This window comes from Arthrobacter sp. H-02-3 (assembly GCF_003097355.1).
GTDB lineage: Bacteria > Actinomycetota > Actinomycetes > Actinomycetales > Micrococcaceae > Arthrobacter > Arthrobacter humicola.
This window is the reverse complement of sequence record NZ_PYUI01000001.1, coordinates 418,688-434,284: the sequence shown is the minus strand read 5'-3', so window position 1 is coordinate 434,284 and position 15,597 is coordinate 418,688. Positions and strand designations below refer to the sequence as shown.

At 68.0% G+C, this 15,597-nt stretch carries 16 protein-coding genes; 9 read left to right on the top strand and 7 right to left on the bottom strand.

Annotated elements, in window-relative coordinates; genetic code table 11:
• Positions 1-62 precede the first annotated feature (62 nt).
• Together C9424_RS02065 and C9424_RS02060 are read right to left on the bottom strand one after the other, a co-directional pair.
• Entirely contained in the window at positions 63-833 is a 771-nt protein-coding gene (locus C9424_RS02065) for a dienelactone hydrolase family protein (protein ID WP_116765264.1), read from the bottom strand.
• 117 nt (positions 834-950) lie between these two features.
• Positions 951-1,127 carry a CsbD family protein gene (locus tag C9424_RS02060; RefSeq protein WP_116765351.1) on the bottom strand — a complete coding sequence of 59 codons (177 nt, stop codon included), beginning with the start codon at positions 1,125-1,127 and terminating at the stop codon, positions 951-953.
• A 196-nt stretch (positions 1,128-1,323) separates the two neighbouring features.
• Here C9424_RS02060 and C9424_RS02055 point away from each other — a divergent pair, with 196 nt between their 5' ends.
• The 5 genes from C9424_RS02055 to C9424_RS02035 all read left to right on the top strand — a co-directional run bounded on the left by C9424_RS02055 (position 1,324) and on the right by C9424_RS02035 (position 5,494).
• Positions 1,324-1,797, top strand: coding sequence for an SRPBCC family protein (locus tag C9424_RS02055; RefSeq protein ID WP_116765263.1), 474 nt, complete (start codon positions 1,324-1,326; stop codon positions 1,795-1,797).
• Entirely contained in the window at positions 1,797-2,474 is a 678-nt protein-coding gene (locus C9424_RS02050) for a pentapeptide repeat-containing protein (RefSeq protein WP_116765262.1), read from the top strand. Before C9424_RS02055 ends, C9424_RS02050 begins: the two co-directional genes overlap by 1 nt.
• 109 nt (positions 2,475-2,583) lie before the next feature.
• Positions 2,584-3,795 carry a thiolase family protein gene (locus C9424_RS02045; protein ID WP_116765261.1) on the top strand — a complete coding sequence of 404 codons (1,212 nt, stop codon included), beginning with the start codon at positions 2,584-2,586 and terminating at the stop codon, positions 3,793-3,795.
• A complete protein-coding gene (locus tag C9424_RS02040; protein ID WP_116765260.1) occupies positions 3,795-4,619 on the top strand; it encodes an enoyl-CoA hydratase/isomerase family protein in 825 nt (274 codons plus the stop codon). The genes C9424_RS02045 and C9424_RS02040 overlap by 1 nt, the downstream gene beginning before the upstream one ends.
• A 2-nt stretch (positions 4,620-4,621) precedes the next feature.
• Positions 4,622-5,494 (top strand): 3-hydroxyacyl-CoA dehydrogenase family protein, encoded by an 873-nt coding sequence (locus C9424_RS02035; RefSeq protein WP_116765259.1) that lies wholly within the window; start codon positions 4,622-4,624, stop codon positions 5,492-5,494.
• A 14-nt stretch (positions 5,495-5,508) separates the two neighbouring features.
• Here C9424_RS02035 and C9424_RS02030 read toward each other — a convergent pair whose 3' ends face one another.
• On the bottom strand, positions 5,509-5,949 hold the full coding sequence (locus C9424_RS02030; protein ID WP_116765258.1) for an SRPBCC family protein: 441 nt from the start codon (positions 5,947-5,949) through the stop codon (positions 5,509-5,511).
• Positions 5,950-6,049: 100 nt separating this feature from the next.
• On the opposite strand from C9424_RS02030, the gene C9424_RS02025 reads away from it, so the two are divergent.
• Complete coding sequence (locus C9424_RS02025; protein WP_116765257.1) at positions 6,050-6,658, top strand: GNAT family N-acetyltransferase; 609 nt, start codon at positions 6,050-6,052, stop codon at positions 6,656-6,658.
• On the opposite strand, the gene C9424_RS02020 is transcribed toward C9424_RS02025, so the two are convergent.
• On the bottom strand, positions 6,655-7,491 hold the full coding sequence (locus C9424_RS02020) for an SGNH/GDSL hydrolase family protein (RefSeq protein WP_116765256.1): 837 nt from the start codon (positions 7,489-7,491) through the stop codon (positions 6,655-6,657). The genes C9424_RS02025 and C9424_RS02020 overlap by 4 nt on opposite strands.
• Before the next feature lie 272 nt (positions 7,492-7,763).
• Here C9424_RS02020 and C9424_RS02015 point away from each other — a divergent pair, with 272 nt between their 5' ends.
• The gene (locus C9424_RS02015; protein ID WP_116765255.1) at positions 7,764-8,444 is read left to right on the top strand and encodes a tyrosine-protein phosphatase; all 681 of its coding nucleotides are present in this window, start codon (positions 7,764-7,766) and stop codon (positions 8,442-8,444) included.
• Here the strand turns inward: C9424_RS02015 and C9424_RS02010 are convergent.
• Entirely contained in the window at positions 8,441-8,743 is a 303-nt protein-coding gene (locus tag C9424_RS02010; RefSeq protein WP_116765254.1) for a hypothetical protein, read from the bottom strand. The genes C9424_RS02015 and C9424_RS02010 overlap by 4 nt on opposite strands.
• Before the next feature lie 43 nt (positions 8,744-8,786).
• Between C9424_RS02010 and C9424_RS02005 the strand changes: the two genes are divergently transcribed.
• Entirely contained in the window at positions 8,787-11,303 is a 2,517-nt protein-coding gene (locus tag C9424_RS02005; protein WP_116765253.1) for a S1 family peptidase, read from the top strand.
• A 9-nt stretch (positions 11,304-11,312) separates the two neighbouring features.
• Here C9424_RS02005 and C9424_RS02000 read toward each other — a convergent pair whose 3' ends face one another.
• Together C9424_RS02000 and C9424_RS01995 are read right to left on the bottom strand one after the other, a co-directional pair.
• Positions 11,313-12,521, bottom strand: a complete 1,209-nt coding sequence (locus C9424_RS02000; RefSeq protein WP_116765252.1) for a globin domain-containing protein — start codon at positions 12,519-12,521, stop codon at positions 11,313-11,315.
• 254 nt (positions 12,522-12,775) lie between these two features.
• A complete protein-coding gene (locus C9424_RS01995; RefSeq protein WP_091251117.1) occupies positions 12,776-13,192 on the bottom strand; it encodes a PaaI family thioesterase in 417 nt (138 codons plus the stop codon).
• Positions 13,193-13,354: 162 nt separating this feature from the next.
• Between C9424_RS01995 and paaZ the strand changes: the two genes are divergently transcribed.
• Complete coding sequence (paaZ, locus tag C9424_RS01990) at positions 13,355-15,457, top strand: phenylacetic acid degradation bifunctional protein PaaZ (protein ID WP_116765251.1); 2,103 nt, start codon at positions 13,355-13,357, stop codon at positions 15,455-15,457.
• Positions 15,458-15,597 lie beyond the last annotated feature (140 nt).

The following is a 15,597-nucleotide window of genomic DNA, read 5'->3' as shown; positions in this document are numbered from 1 at the left end:
CCCATGAGGGCGGTTTCGGAGCAGCCGATGCGGAACACGCGGTCGCTCAGGCTTTCAAATGCTCACGCCTTCAGATGCTCAGCGAAGTGGTCCTCGATCCGCTGCCAGGCTTCCGGAGCCGACTGCGGATCGGGGCCGACGCCCATGACCCGGAAGAGCGGCCGCAGCGCCCTCGGTCCGGCCTCCGCGTCATTGAGGAACGCGTGCCCGGCGGAGGGGAACTCCTTGACATCGTTTTCCACTCCGAGCCGGTCCAGGACGGACTCAAGCTTCGCCGCCCCGCCGGGAATGCTGCGGTCCTTGCCGCCAAAGTTGCCCACCACCGGGCAGGCGCCGGCCAGGGCCTTCTCGGGGTTCTTGGGGAGCCGGCCGTAGTTGACGGCCGCGGCGTCGAAGCGGTCATTGGCCAGGAGCAGGGCGAATCCGCCGCCCATGCAGAACCCGATCACGCCGATTTTGCCGGTGGTCCGGCCGGATTCCAGCAGCCAGTCCCGGGCTGTCGCCAGGTCGGTGAAGGCCCGTCCCTCGCCCGCCGCCAGCGCCCGCATGGTGGCCACGAGGCAGCGGCGGGCGCCGCCGTCGCTGAACAGATCAACGGCCAGCGTCAGGTATCCCGCCGCCGCCAACCTGTCAGCGTGGCGGACCGTGATGTCGTTGAGGCCGAACGCTTCGTGGATCATCAGGACCGCCGGGAAAGGCCCCTCGCCCTCCGGCGTCGCCAGGTAACCTCGCAGCACCCGCGAACCGCCGGCCGCGGCGCTGGCCTGGCTCAGGTCGACGTTGCTGAGATCCCGGCTTGCGGGCTTGCCGTGGTCTGCCTCGGTGCGTGCCATGCTGTCCCCTCTGTGGCTGTTTGGGCCATTGTTGCAGGATGTTCGCCCGGAGGGCACAAAAAAGCGGCGCCGGACATCCCCCAAAGGAAAGTCCGGCGCCGCAATTCTTGAAAAGGACTAGTCCTTTTTGAAAGCGTCTTTGACGTTTTCGCCGACCTTCTTCGCGTCGGCTACAACCTGGTCGCGCTGCCCCTCGGCCCGCAGCTGGTCGTTGTCAGTCGCGTTTCCTGCGGCTTCCTTGGCCTTGCCGCCAAGGTGCTCCGCTTCGTTCTGAATCTTGTCTCCGATACCCATGGTGCAGGCCACCTTTCGTTTCCGGTAGAAATTCACTGTCCGAACACCATAACACAAAGCATGCTTACTACTTCAAGGGGCCCCGTCCAAAAAGGTGCCGCGAGCTGATCGGTGGATGTCGCCGCCGGCCGCGGCAGAGCGGCGCGAACCCTGGGGGCTTTTCCCGGCGGGCGCTCCCCGGGCTAGGCTCGGAGTCATGGACCACAAGACCACTCTCACGCAGCACATCAAGGCTCCGGCGGACTCGGTCTGGGCGGTGGTGTCGGACATTCCCGCATCTGCCGCAACCCTGTCCGGCGTTGACGCGATCCAGATGCTCACCGATGGACCCTATGCCGTGGGGACCCGCTGGAAGGAAACCCGCACCATGATGGGGCGCTCGGAAACGGTGGAGATGTGGGTCTCCCAGTGCGAGGCGCCGTCGAACGGCCGGGGCGGCGGCACCACCGTAAAGGCTCTCCAGGGCGGCGCGGACTACACCTCGCGCTTCTCCCTGGCGGAGCGCGACGGCGGCACTGACCTCACGCTGACATTCGGTGCCGAGCTCGCCAGCCCCACCCGTTTCAGCAAGATCATGCTCACCGTGTTCGGTCCGCTCGGCATGCGCATCACCCGCAAGGCGCTCGCGAAGGACCTGGCGGAAATCGCAGCCAAAGCCGAGTCGCTCTGATGGTCCGGCACACCGGGGCGGCCAAGGCGCCCAAAGTCACCGCCCCCCGCCTCGCGCCGGTTCGGCCGGGGGAGTTGCGGGATGAGCCCGCCCCGGACTTCCGGCGCGGTATTCGGTACGACGGTGGCCGGTACAGCCGCGCGTCGGCCGACGGCCTGGACCTTGGCGGCACGGACTTTGCCGAGTGCGAGTTCGCAGGGGTGTCGTTCAATGAGACCCAGTTGCGCGGCGCCACCTTCCGCGACTGCATCCTCACCGAGGTCTACGCCCCGGTGCTGACGGCCGCCCGGACCAGCCTGCGCGACGTGGAGATCGGCAATCCCCGCTGGGGATCGGCGGAGCTCTACGAAAGCGGCTGGCAGTCGGTGCGGATCGACGGCGGCAAACTCGACTACGTGAACCTGCGCGGATCCAAGCTCACCGACGTGCAGATCAGCGACTGCATCATCAACGAGTTGGATCTGGGCTCCTGCACCGCCACCCGGGTCGCCTTGAAGAACTGCACGATCGGCACCCTCGATTTCACCGGAGCCCGGCTCAAGGACTTCGACCTCCGCGGCACCGACTTCCGCACGATCAGCGGCCTGGGCAGCCTGGCCGGCCTCGTGATCAACGACTACCAGCTCACCCTGCTGGCCCCGCTGCTCGCAACGCATCTGGGTGTGGTCGTCGCGTAATCCGGCGGCATCCGGTTGACCCGCTTGCCCTGCCGTGTAATCTTTATAGAACGAACGGTCGGTAAATTAGTCTGCTGCCGGCCCCGCTTTCTTGGTGAAGGATGTTCTCATGGTCGAGGCTTTTCTTGTAGGCGGTGCCCGCACCCCGGTTGGCCGCTACGGCGGCGCCCTCTCCGCGGTCCGCCCCGATGACCTGGCCGCACTGGTGGTCCGCGAAGCCGTGGTCCGCGCCGGCGTCGACCCGGACAGCATTGACGAGGTGATCCTCGGCAACGCCAACGGCGCCGGCGAAGAGAACCGCAACGTGGCCCGGATGGCCACGCTCCTGGCCGGGCTTCCCCTGCACATCCCCGGCATCACCGTGAACCGGCTGTGTGCCTCCGGCCTCAGCGCCATCATCATGGCCAGCCAGATGATCAAATCCGGCGCCGCCGACATCGTGATCGCAGGCGGCGTCGAATCCATGAGCCGGGCCCCGTGGGTCCAGGAAAAGCCCCGGACGGCCTTCGCCAAACCCGGCGAAATCTTCGATACCTCCATTGGGTGGCGTTTCGTCAACCCGCGGTTCGCCAAGGGCGAGCTCGCCCGGGACGGGAAGATGACCTACTCCATGCCGGAGACGGCCGAGGAAGTGGGACGGGTTGACGGCATCTCCCGTGAGGACGCCGACGCCTTCGCCGTCCGTTCCCACGAACGCGCCCTCGCCGCGATCGCCGCAGGCCGCTTCGCCGACGAGATCGTTCCGGTGACCGTCGCGTCCCGCAAGGGCGAGACGATCGTGGACACCGATGAGGGCCCCCGGGCAGGCACCACCATGGACGTCCTCGCCGGCCTCCGGCCCGTCGTCAAGGGCGGCTCGATTGTCACCGCCGGCAACTCCTCCACCCTCAACGACGGCGCCTCCGCCATCATCGTGGCCTCTGAAGCCGCCATCCAGAAGCTTGGCCTCACGCCGCGCGCCCGCATCATCGACGGCGCCTCGGCCGGCTGTGAGCCCGAAATCATGGGCATCGGCCCCGTCCCGGCCACCCAGAAGGTCCTCAAGCGCAGCGGGCTCAGCGTCGGCGACCTCGGCGCCGTCGAACTCAACGAAGCATTCGCGACCCAGTCCCTGGCCAGCATGCGCCGGCTCGGCCTGGACCCGGAAATCGTCAACCGCGACGGCGGCGCGATCTCCCTCGGCCACCCGCTGGGTTCGTCCGGGTCGCGGATCGCCATCACGCTGCTGGGCCGGATGGAACGCGAAGACGCCAGGATCGGCCTCGCCACCATGTGCATCGGCGTCGGCCAGGGCACGGCCATGCTGCTGGAGCGCGTGTAGTGGCGGCCGAGACGCTCGACCCGGCCGGCTTCAGCACGCTCCTGGTCGAACAGCGTGAGGACCGCGTCGTTGTGGTCCTCAACCGCCCCGAGGTCCGCAACGCGATCGACCAGCAGATGGTCGACGAACTCCACGCCGTGTGCGCCTACCTCGAGCAGCACCCCAAGATCCTCATCATCGCCGGCGCCGACGGAGTCTTCGCGTCCGGCGCCGACATCGCACAGCTGCGCGAACGCCGCCGGGACGACGCCCTGCAGGGCATCAACTCCACCATCTTCGTCCGCATCGCCAAGCTGCCTATGCCCGTCATCGCGGCCCTGGACGGCTTCTGCCTCGGCGGCGGCGCCGAGTTGGCCTACGCCGCCGACTTCCGAATCGGCACCCCGTCGGTCCGGATCGGCAACCCGGAAACCGGTCTCGGGATCCTCGCCGCGGCAGGTGCCAGCTGGCGCCTCAAAGAGCTTGTCGGGGAGCCTGTGGCCAAGGAGATGCTGCTCGCCGGCGCCGTGCTGCGCGCAGAACGCGCCCTGGCCGTCAACCTCATCACCGAAATCCATGAACCATCCGAGCTCATGGCCGCGGCGCACAAGCTCGCCGACCGGATCGCCACGCAGGACCCGCTCGCCGTGCGGATCACCAAGTCCGTGTTCCATGCCCCGGCCGAGGCGCACCCCCTCATCGACCAGCTGGCGCAGGGGATCCTCTTCGAATCGCAGGCAAAATTCGACCGCATGCAGGCGTTCCTGGACAAAAAATCCGACAAGAAATCCGACAAGAAATCTGCCGCCAAGACGGCAGCCAACGAATCCGAGAAGAAGAACTAGCCATGGGCAACTCCGTACTCCCCGCCAACCTTCCCGCAGCCGTGGGAGTCCTCGGCGGCGGCCGCATGGGCGCCGGCATCGCCCACGCCTTCCTGATCAAGGGCGCCGATGTCCTGATCGTGGAGCGCGACGAGGCTTCGGCCGAGGCCGCCCGCGAGCGGGTCGAGTCTGCCGCGGCCAAGAGCATCGAACGTGGCGCCGTGGACGGCAATCTGGACGAGATGGTCTCCCGCCTCGCCGTCACTGTGGACTATGACGACTTCGCCGGCCGGCACCTGGTGGTCGAGGCGGTGCCGGAAGACTGGAACCTGAAGGTCACCGCCCTGCGCGGCATCGAGGAACGGCTCGACGACGACGCCTACCTCGCCTCCAACACGTCATCACTGTCCGTCAACGGGCTGGCCCGCGAGCTGAAGCGGCCGCAGAACTTCCTGGGCCTGCACTTCTTCAACCCGGTTCCGGCGTCGACCCTGATCGAAGTGGTCCTCGGCGAACAGACCTCCCATGCCCTGGCCCAGGCCGCCCGCGGCTGGGTGGAAGCTCTCGGCAAGACCGCCGTCGTCGTCAACGACGCCCCCGGCTTCGCCTCCTCGAGGCTTGGCGTCGCGATCGCCCTCGAAGCGATGCGCATGGTGGAAGAGGGCGTGGCGTCCGCCGAGGACATCGACAACGCCATGGTCCTGGGATACAAGCACCCCACCGGACCCTTGCGGACCACAGACATCGTCGGCCTCGACGTGCGCCTCGGCATCGCGGAATACCTGCAGTCCACCCTGGGGGAGCGCTTCGCCCCGCCGCAGATCCTCCGCGACAAGGTGGCCCGCGGCGAACTGGGCCGCAAGACCGGCAAGGGCTTCTTCGACTGGACCGAGTGACCGCAGGGCGGGGACTACCTTGCTGCCCGCGCGTCCAGGGTCTTCTTCATGCCGTCCATGGCCGGAGCCGCAAGTGACTGGAAGGCCGGCTTGACGAACGGTTCGGCAAGCTTGAGCCAACCTTTGAGCTGGAATTCTGCGGTGTACCGGACTTCGGATCCGGAGCCTGAAGGCGTGACGTCGATGGTGTCCACGGAGATGACTGACTTGTTTTCACCACGCAGTTTGATGACGGTCCCGGCCAGCTCCACGACCTCGTAGATCAGCGTCTGCCGCTTGCCGCGAAACTCCGCTTCGGCGTGATAGCGGTGGCCCACAGCCACCGGGCCGTCGGAGAGCTTCCTGACCACCGGCGTCCCGGGATCCCATTCCGGCGTGTGTTCGAAAGCGGCGAGGTATGCGAAGGCGCTACTGGCATCCAGGGCGGAGCGGACCGTACCGGTGACTGTGATCATGGGCCCCAGCCTACCCAGAAGGCCCGGCATGGGGACCGAACCTGCCTCCGGGCCGCCCGAGATCCGGCAAACAGCCGTCTCCCGCACCTAGGATGGTCGCGTGAACCGCATCCATCCCACAACGCTCACCGGAAAATATGTCGTGCTGGAACCGCTGAGCCAGGACCACCACGACGGCCTCGTGGACGCGGTGCGCGACGGCGAACTGTGGAAGCTCTGGTACACCGGCGTCCCCGAGCCGGAGGGGATGGCAGCGGAGATTGACCGCCGTCTCGCGCTCCAGGAGCAGGGATCCATGCTGCCGTTCGCCACGCGGCTGATCGATCCGGCCACCGGTACACCCGGCGCGGTCATCGGCATGACCACCTACATGAACATCGACCCGGTCACGCCGCGCGTCGAGATCGGATCCACCTGGAACGCCGCCTCCGCGCAAGGCAGCGGCACCAACCCGGACTCCAAGCTCCTGATGCTGCGGCACGCGTTCGAAACGCTCGGGTGCCCGGCGGTCGAATTCCGGACACACTGGCTCAACCACCAGTCCCGCGAGGCGATCGCCCGGCTGGGAGCCAAGCAGGACGGCGTCCTGCGCAGCCACTCCCGCACCGCCGACGGCGTCCTGCGGGACACGGTGGTCTTTTCCATCCTCGAGCACGAGTGGCCCATGGTCCGCAACGGCCTCGAGGCCCGGCTGGCCAAGCGGCGCTAGCGGGCCGAATAGGCTCCGGCCGCGCTCAGCGACGCGAAGTATGCCTGGTAGCCCTTGGCGTTGGGGTGGAAGTTGCCGGGACTTGTCGGGGCCGACAGATCGAGGTTGATCCACGGGGCCGCGGAGTTTATGCCGTGACCGGCGAATGCCGCACTGACATCGACATACTCCGTACCGGTGGCCCGGGCGGCGGCGGCGATGGAGCCGTTCAGTCCGTCAGCCAGTTGAGTGGCCTGGTAGATGAACAGCGACGTCGGATCGGACCGGCCGGGGGCGACCGGGTCGTAGAGGTAGGGGTAGCCGGTCACCACAATCCTGGCGCGGGGCGCGGCGGCCTTCACTCTCTGAATCATCGCGCCGACGTCGCCGGCGAGTTGTCCGCTGGCGATCTGGGCAGTGGCGTCACTGCCGGCCTTGTAACAGCCCGGCGCCGCGGTCGGATCGTATATGGCGGTGACGCACTTCGTGACGATGGCCCCAAATCCGAGGTTGTTGCCGCCGGCAGTGATGGTCACGAGCTCCGTGCTCTTGTTCAGCTGGCGAAGTTGGGTGTTCACGACTTCCTGGGTCGTTTTGCCGCTGCAGGCCGCATTCGTGACCAGCTTGACGGCCTTTGAGTCGGCCGCGAGTTCCGAATAGGCGTTGTCGCTGCGGTAGCAAGCATCCAGGTATGGACCCGCACCCTGTCCGGCGGCGTAGGAGTCTCCGAGCGCGATGTACGTTGTCTTGTCAACGGCTTGCGCCGGGACCGCCGCCACCCCGACCGCCATTGCCAGGGTGGCGAGACCGGCAGCCAGAGCCGTTCGCCGGCGTCGAAGATTCAGAGTTCCCATGGTGTTCCCCTCAGTAGCACGCTGGTTCAGCGCCGTGCCGCGATGGGGTGTCAGCCCCGGCGACAGACGGGCTGAAAAAGAGCCCGGCGGCTACCGGGATCACCGCCACCCTACGGCGCAGTCTTAACCCGGCACCATGCCAATGGTCCCGTTGTGGGTATCTTTCGTGAATCCGGGTCGTGGATCGGCGCCGGGGCGTGTGATTAGCTTTCAGGATGACGATTCCTGCCGCCTCGGGTGGCTATGCCAATGGGATGGCGGTGCACAGAGCGATGCGCTGGGAGGGTGCGGTCAACGCCTGGCACGTGGCCGGGGACGTCTACCGCATGGGACGCCGCGAATGGCTGACCGAGGCCGGCTGGCGGCAGGCGTACGACCACGGCATCCGGACCATCGTCGACCTCCGCAACGAGGCCGAAATCCGGCGCCGGGAGACCGACCCGCCGGTGGACGAGGCAGCCCTGGCGGCCTTCGAGGTCGTGCTGGCCCCCACCGAAGACCCGGCCAACAGCGAATTCCGTGAACTCTGCGTGCCGTACCTGAACGACCCCGCCTCCTATGCCGACAACGCCAGGCTCTTCCCGGACCTGCTGGCCGGCGTCTTCAAAGCGGTGGCCGCCGCGGAGGGCGGGGTGATCATCCATTGCTCCGCCGGGCGGGACCGGAGCGGCATGATCGCCGCCATGCTCCAGGACCTCGCCGGGCACAGCGACGACGCCATTGTGCGTGCCTACCAGCGCTCCATGCGGGGCATCAACGAGCATCACCGGCGCTCCGCCGTCCCGCATCCGCACGAGCGCTTCCTGCCCGAGGACGCCCTGGTGCCCCTGCTGGAATCCCGCGGCGAAAGCCTGCTGCGGTTCGTTCGCCACGTGAAGACTGAAAATTTCTTACGCCACAATGGCATAACGGACCGGGAGTTGACGGCCATCCTGTCCAAATTGGGACGTTAGAGTAACCGGGTGAAGACTCCGAAGTTCCAGCTGATGGCGCGTGCCGCCGCTGCCCTCGCGATCGCGCTCGCCGGCACCGTGTCCGCCGGAACCGTGTCCGCCATGCCGGCCGTGGCCGAAGCCAGTACGGGCACGCCGACGCCGGTCTCGGCTGAGCCGTCACCCTCAACCTCTCCCTCGTCGGTCCCAACGGCGACGGCGGCGGCGCCTGCCGCGTCTTCCCCGGCTAAGACTTCGGCTGGTTCTTCGGCTGCGTCTTCTGCGGCTGACTCTGCTCCGGCGCCTGCCACGGCGCCCATCAGCGGTACCGGTCTCGCCGAAGCCGTGCAGCGGGACCTTGGCATGACCCTCTCGGAATTCAACGCCGCCGGGGCCCTGGCCCGGCGGGCCGCCGACGCTGCGCCCTCCCTCCGTGCGCTCCCCGGCTATGTGGGGATCAGCCTCCACGCCGGCACGATCGTCGTCGAAGGCGACGGCCCCGAGCTCCAAGCGCGCGTGGCAGAACTCAACCGCGTGGACCAGCTGAATGGCGTGGACCAGCTAAATCAGGCCGGCCCTGCCGATTTCGTGCTGGCCGCCCCCGCATCCGCAGCCGTGGTCCCCTCGGCCGCCGAGCTCCTAGCCTCCAGCACGCAGCAACTGTTCGAGGCCTATGTCCGCGACGTCGGCGCCGCCGGGCTCCAGGCAGTCACCTACACCAACGGCCACTTCGTCATCCGAACCGGCGGCACAACGACGGCGCAAACCGGGCCGGCCTCCAGCGCCAGCCTGCTCACCGGCCCGGACACAACGCCAGCGACGGCGCCGGACACCAAGCCGAAGATGTCCGCGGCGGACTTTGTGGCCCGCTACGCCAACGTAGCGCTGGAGCAAGGATCCCGGATCGCCACGGAAGAGGACTACTTTGGCGGCGAGGGCTACATCATTGACGGCCGGACCGTGTGCTCGGCCGGGTTCGGAGCCTTCGGCCCCGCGGGCGAGCCCCTGGTCCTGACGGCCGGGCACTGCGCCGCTGACGGCGCCGCGAAGCAGGCCGAGATTGAAAACCCGGCGGGTGCGCCGGCGGCCGGCGGGGCCGGTTCCGGCACAGCCGCCGGAACCCTGGGGTCCTTCGGATTCAGCCAGTTCGGCGGTCCGGGCAACACCAAGGTTGCCTCGGACGGGACCAATGTGGGCACGGACATCGCCGTCCTCCAAGGCATCAGAAGCGGCCTGGACCTCCAGCCCGCCGTCACCCGGTGGGACAACCCCGCCGATCCTGGGCCGACCTCCGTGAAGATCGTGGGAACCGTGGCTCCCTTCCAGGGCCAGCCCGTGTGCCGATCCGGCCGGAGCCTCGGCTGGTCGTGCGGAACCGTGGACTCCGTGGGAACGTGGGTCATCGCCGGTCCGGACTCCCTGCCGCCGGACTACGACAACGATCTCCGGGCGCTGAACGGCTTTGACTCCACCACGGTCAAGTCCCGCCCCGGCGACTCGGGCGGCCCGTGGATCAGCGGGAACTTCGCGGTGGGCACGCACACCGGGGCGGAAAGCGACGGCGGCGTCCAGACCCGCGCCATCGCGACGACGCTCGAGGACGCCACCGGCCGGATCCCCGGAGGAGTCCAGCTGCAGCTGTTCCTGAACAAGCCGACGCTCGCCGCGGCCGCCAACGGAACCCTCACGGCCGGCGAGCCCATCACGGGCCACGTGGATGCCGGCCCGGCTTCCGTGGTGGCGCCGAATTCCAAGGTCCGCATCACCGTCCAAAGCTCAAACCCGGGCCAGAAGCCGGGCCAGCCGTTGGAAGTGCCGGTGGACGCGTCGGGAAACTGGCAGTTCCCCGCACCCGAGTGGGCCGGTTCCTTCACGTTTTCCGCGGAAACCGTGAACGGCTTCAGCCGCTCCGGGGCGGTCTCCCTGTCCGTGAAGGTCTCCGGCCTCGCGGCCCCGGTCATCACGGCTCCGGCAGACGCCCGGACGGACGGCCATGCGGACGGCCCTGGGCTTACCGCCGTCGAAACGATTGAGGGAACGGGGGAGCCCGGCCGCACGGTGCGGCTCTCCGGTGACTTCACCGGGACCGGACTGGTCGCCCCAGACGGCCGCTGGAGCATCAACGTGGCCGATCAGTCGGTCTTCGGAAAAGTCTCGGTGACCGCGGTGCTGACGGCTCCGGGCCAAACGGACAGCCCCTCCGCGACCAGCAGTTTCACCGTCACCCCGCCAGTCCCGGCGGTCTCGGGCATCCGCGATGGCAAGCATCTCCGCCAGGATGCCCTGCCCGCGAGCATCTCCGGGACCGCCGTCGATGGCGCCGAGGTCAGCGTGTCCATGGACGGTGCGGCCATCGGATCGGCACAGGCAAGTTCCGCCGGTGCGGGGGCGAGGGCCGCGCTGCAGCCGCGGGTTCCGCAGGACCTGGCCGGCGGCGCCCGGTGGAGTGTCCCCTTCCCTGCAGGCCTGGCCGCCGGGGCGCATAGGCTGACGGTCACGCAGGCAATTGACGGGGTCGCTTCACTTCCGGCCGCCGTCGCGTTCACCATCGACGCCGCGCCTGCTTCCGCGGGCACCCCCGATGAGACGCCGGCGGCTCCCCAGCAGCCGGCCGTCCAGCAGCCCGCTCCCCGGCAGCCCGGAATTCCTGCGCAGTCGACAGTTCCGGCGCAGGTTCCCGTTGCGCCGTCCACCGCCCCGCCCTCTACCGTCCCGCCGTCGGACGCCTCCGTCACGGTGGGCGGCACGCCCCCGGGCAACGCAAACCAGCTGGCCAGCACGGGCGCCGGAGGGCTGTTGTACGCCGCCGGTCTCGGCGCCGGTGCCCTGCTGCTGGGCGCGGCCTTCGTGATCTTCGCCCGGCGTCGGGCGGTGCGTTAGCTACCGCGGCTACTGGAAGTCAGCCAGCCAGAGATCCGGGCCGAAAACCTCGTATTGAATGTCCTTGGCAGGGACGCCGCCGGCAATCAGGGCGCTGCGCACCGACTTCAGGAACGGCAGGGGACCGCAGAGGTAGTACTCGGCGTCGTCGGGGAGCTCCACCGCGCTGACGTCCATGAACCCGGAGAACACGGATCCGGACGACTCTCCGGCCTCCGGGGGAGTCAGGAACCACGTCTTCAAGGTCCCGTCCGCCAGCGTCGCGAGATCCTCCCGGACCTGCGCCCGGAGCGGAAAGGACGCCTCGCTGTCATCGGCATGGAGGAGCATCACCTGGCGCTGGGAGCCGGACTTCACCAGGTGCGACAGCATCCCGGCCATCGGGGTGATCCCAATCCCCGCGCTGGCCATAACCAGCGGACGGTCCGTGTACTCCAGCACCACGTCGCCGAACGGTGCCGAGAGCACCACCTCATCGCCCACCTGGACATCGTTGTGGAGCAGCGTGGACATCTCGCCGTCGGGAGTCGCGAGGCCATGGACGCGCTTCACCGCGAACTGCCGGTGCTGCCCGTCGTCGGCCTTGGTGAGGCTGTATTGCCGGGGCTGCTGCACGCCGTCGGGCATGGCCATCTTGAGGGTCACGTACTGCCCCGGCAGGGACGGCTTGACGTCTCGCTCGTCGGTCCGTTCGACGACGAAGGAGACAACGTCCTCCGTCTCCTGGATCCGCCGCACCACCCGCCACGTCCGCCATATGGTCTCGGGGGAGAGATGCACGGCGTTGTACAGTCCGCGTTCCTTGTTGATGAGCAGGTTCCCCATCAGCCAGTAGACCTCGTCCCAGGCGGCGGCGACCTCGGGGGTCACAGCGTCCCCGAGGACATCCACGATCGCCCACATGAGGTGGTCGTGGACAACCTGGTATTGGTCCGGGCTTAGTCCCAGCGAGACGTGTTTGTGGGCCACCCGGGAGAGCAGATGGTCCGGGACCTGATCCGGTTTGTCCACGAGCATGCCGGCGAAGGCCGCGATAGATCCGGCGAGCGCCTGCTGCTGGCGGCCGTCCGCCTGGTTCCCCCGGTTGAAGAGGCCGTCCAGGAGGTCCGGCCGCGCCTCGAACATATGTTTGTAGAAGCGCTTGGCGATCTCCTCGATGTGCTCGCCGACTACGGGAAGCGTTGCCTTGATGACGGGAAGCGAGGTGTCTGAGAGCATGATGGGTCCCTTCCGGTGTGACCGGTTGCACCCAGCGTTGCCGGGCGACTCAGCACTTCCAAGCTAACAGTCCCGTCGTCGGGCCTTCCGGGTCGATCGGCCCTACATCACGCGGGGAGAGCGGTGTAGGCGGGCCTTGGCCCAGGACCCAGTTCGCCGGAAAGCTGCGGGCTCGCCGTACGGCTACGGCGAGCCCGCAAGTCTGGGGCGACCTCGGGGGTGCGGGACGGAACCCCGGGCCGCGAACTCGGCCGTCAGGACTTGCGGTCCAGCAACAGGTTGGTGATCCGCAGCGTGCAGAGCCGCTGGCCGGCCTCGTTGGTGATCAGGACCTCGTGGGTGGTCAGGGTGCCGCCGAGGTGGATGGGGGTTGCCGTGATCGTGATGGTCCCCTCCCGGGCCGACTTGTGGTGCGTGGCCGAGACGTCGACGCCCACGGCCGTCTTGCCCAGCGTGCTGGCGTGGATCACGGCGGCCCAGGATCCCACGGCCTCGCCCACGGCCAGCGAGGCGCCGCCGTGCAGGAGCCCGAACGACTGCCGGTTGCCCTCCACCGGCATGGTCGCCACCACGCGGTCCACGGACTCCTCGACGATCTTCACGCCCATCTTCTCGTCGAGTTCCCCGAGGGTGATCTTCCACAACTCGGTGCTGCCGGTCTCGGGCGTCATAGCGTCTCCTTCGTTGCCGGCCGGCCATTGGCCTGGCCGGTCTGTGCTGCCGTAGCTAGTGTGCGGCAAGCCTCATTCATGTACTGTAGACATATTACCGAACGGACGGTCAGTAATGCTGGCCGTGTTGATCTTGCCCCGCGTTGGAAGGACCCGTCAACGATGACCACCACAGTCGTACCCACAGTAGACACCGTAGAGATCGTTCCCAGCTTCATCCGGGGTTCCTGGTGGACTCCCGACGCAGTCTCCGCCGCCGGCGCCGCGCCGGTCCTGGACGCCAGCACCGGCGAACTCCTGGCCAAGGTGAGCACCGAAGGACTCGACCTCGCCGCCGTCGTGGACTACGGCCGCACCACCGGGCAGGCGGAACTCGGCAAGCTGACCTTCCACCAGCGCGCCCTCAAGCTCAAGGAACTGGCGCAGTACCTCAACGGCCGGCGCGAGGAGTTCTACGCCCTTTCGGCGCAGACCGGCGCCACCAAGATCGACTCCATGATCGACATCGACGGCGGCATCGGCGTGCTCTTCACGTTCGGTTCCAAGGGCCGCCGCGAGCTCCCCAACTCCCAGGTGGTGGTAGACGGCCCCATGGAGGTGCTGTCCAAGGACGGCTCCTTCGCCGGAGAACACATCTACACCCGCATCCCGGGCGTCGCCGTGCAGATCAACGCCTTCAACTTCCCGGTCTGGGGCATGCTGGAGAAGCTCGCCCCGGCCTTCATTGCCGGGGTGCCGACCATTGTCAAGCCCGCCACCCCCACCGGGTACGTGGCCGCGGCCGTCGTCAAGGCAATCGATGAATCCGGCATCCTCCCCAAGGGCTCGCTGCAGCTTATTTCCGGCTCCGTCCGCACCCTGCTGGACCACCTGGACTACCGCGACCTCGTGGCGTTCACGGGCTCGGCCTCGACCGCCAACACGCTGAAGTCCCACCCCAACGTGGTCAAGGGCGGCGTCCGCTTCACTTCCGAAACCGACTCCCTCAACGCCGCGATCCTGGGCCCGGACGCCGTCAAGGGCACGCCGGAATTCGACGCCTTCATCAAATCCCTCGTCACTGAGATGACGGCCAAAGCAGGCCAGAAATGCACCTCGATCCGCCGCGCGATCGTTCCGCAGGAGCAGGTTCAGGACGTCATCGCCGCAGTCGGGGAGCGCATCCGCGAACGCGTTGTGCTCGGTGACCCCCGCGCGGACGGCGTCACGATGGGCGCCCTGGCCTCCCGGGAGCAGCTCGCCGATGTGCGCGCGGCCGTCCAGTCCATGCTCGACGCCGGCGGCGAGCTTGCCTACGGCACGCTCGATTCGCCGAAGGTCACCAGCGCGGACGGGAGCATCGGCGTCGTCGACGGCGGCGCCTTCATGTCCCCGGTCCTGCTGAGCTGGGCCGACCCGGAAGCCGAGGAAGTCCACTCGCTCGAGGCCTTCGGCCCGGTGTCCTCGGTGATCGGTTACACGGATCTGGCCGACGCCGTCCGGCTCGCCGCCCGCGGCGGCGGCTCGCTCGTCGCCTCGGTCTGCACCAACGATCCCGCCGTGGCGCAGCAGCTGGTCACCGGGATCGCGGCCCACCACGGCCGTGTGCTCATGCTCAACCGCGAGGACGCCCGGAGCTCCACCGGCCACGGCTCCCCGGTCCCGCACCTGGTCCACGGCGGACCGGGTCGCGCCGGTGGCGGCGAAGAGCTCGGCGGCATCCGCTCCGTGATGCATCACATGCAGCGCACCGCGATCCAAGGCTCGCCCAACATGCTCACCGCGGTCACGGGCGTCTGGCACACGGGCGCGGACCGCAACTTCACGCTCGAGACCGAGGGTCAGCACCCGTTCCGGAAGTCCCTCGCCACGCTGCACATCGGCGACGCCATCCGCTCGGGGCTGCGCGAAGTGTCCCTCGAGGAGATCACGAAGTTCGCGAACTCCACGGGCGACACCTTCTATGCCCACACCAACCCGGAAGCCGCGGCGGCCAACCCGTTCTTCCCGGGCATCGTGGCGCACGGCTACCTGCTCCTGGCATGGGGCGCCGGCCTGTTCGTAGAGCCCGCGCCGGGCCCGGTTCTGGCCAACTACGGGCTGGAGAACCTGCGCTTCATCACGCCCGTGGCGGCCGGGGACTCTATCCGGGTCACCCTGACTGCCAAGAAGATCACCCCGCGCGAGACCGACGAATATGGCGAGGTGGCCTGGGACGCCGTCCTGACTAACCAGAACGACGAAATCGTGGCCACCTACGACGTCCTGACCCTCGTCGAAAAGTAACCCCTTCCCGTTGCCCTATCACTTGTGGCTGCCTAAACCCCGGAATAGCAGCCATAAGTGATAGGGCAACAGTGGTGGAGGGGGCAATTGGCGGGCTCTTTCCACCGGGCTCCGGCGTAAAATCGTGCTCGTAGGAGGTG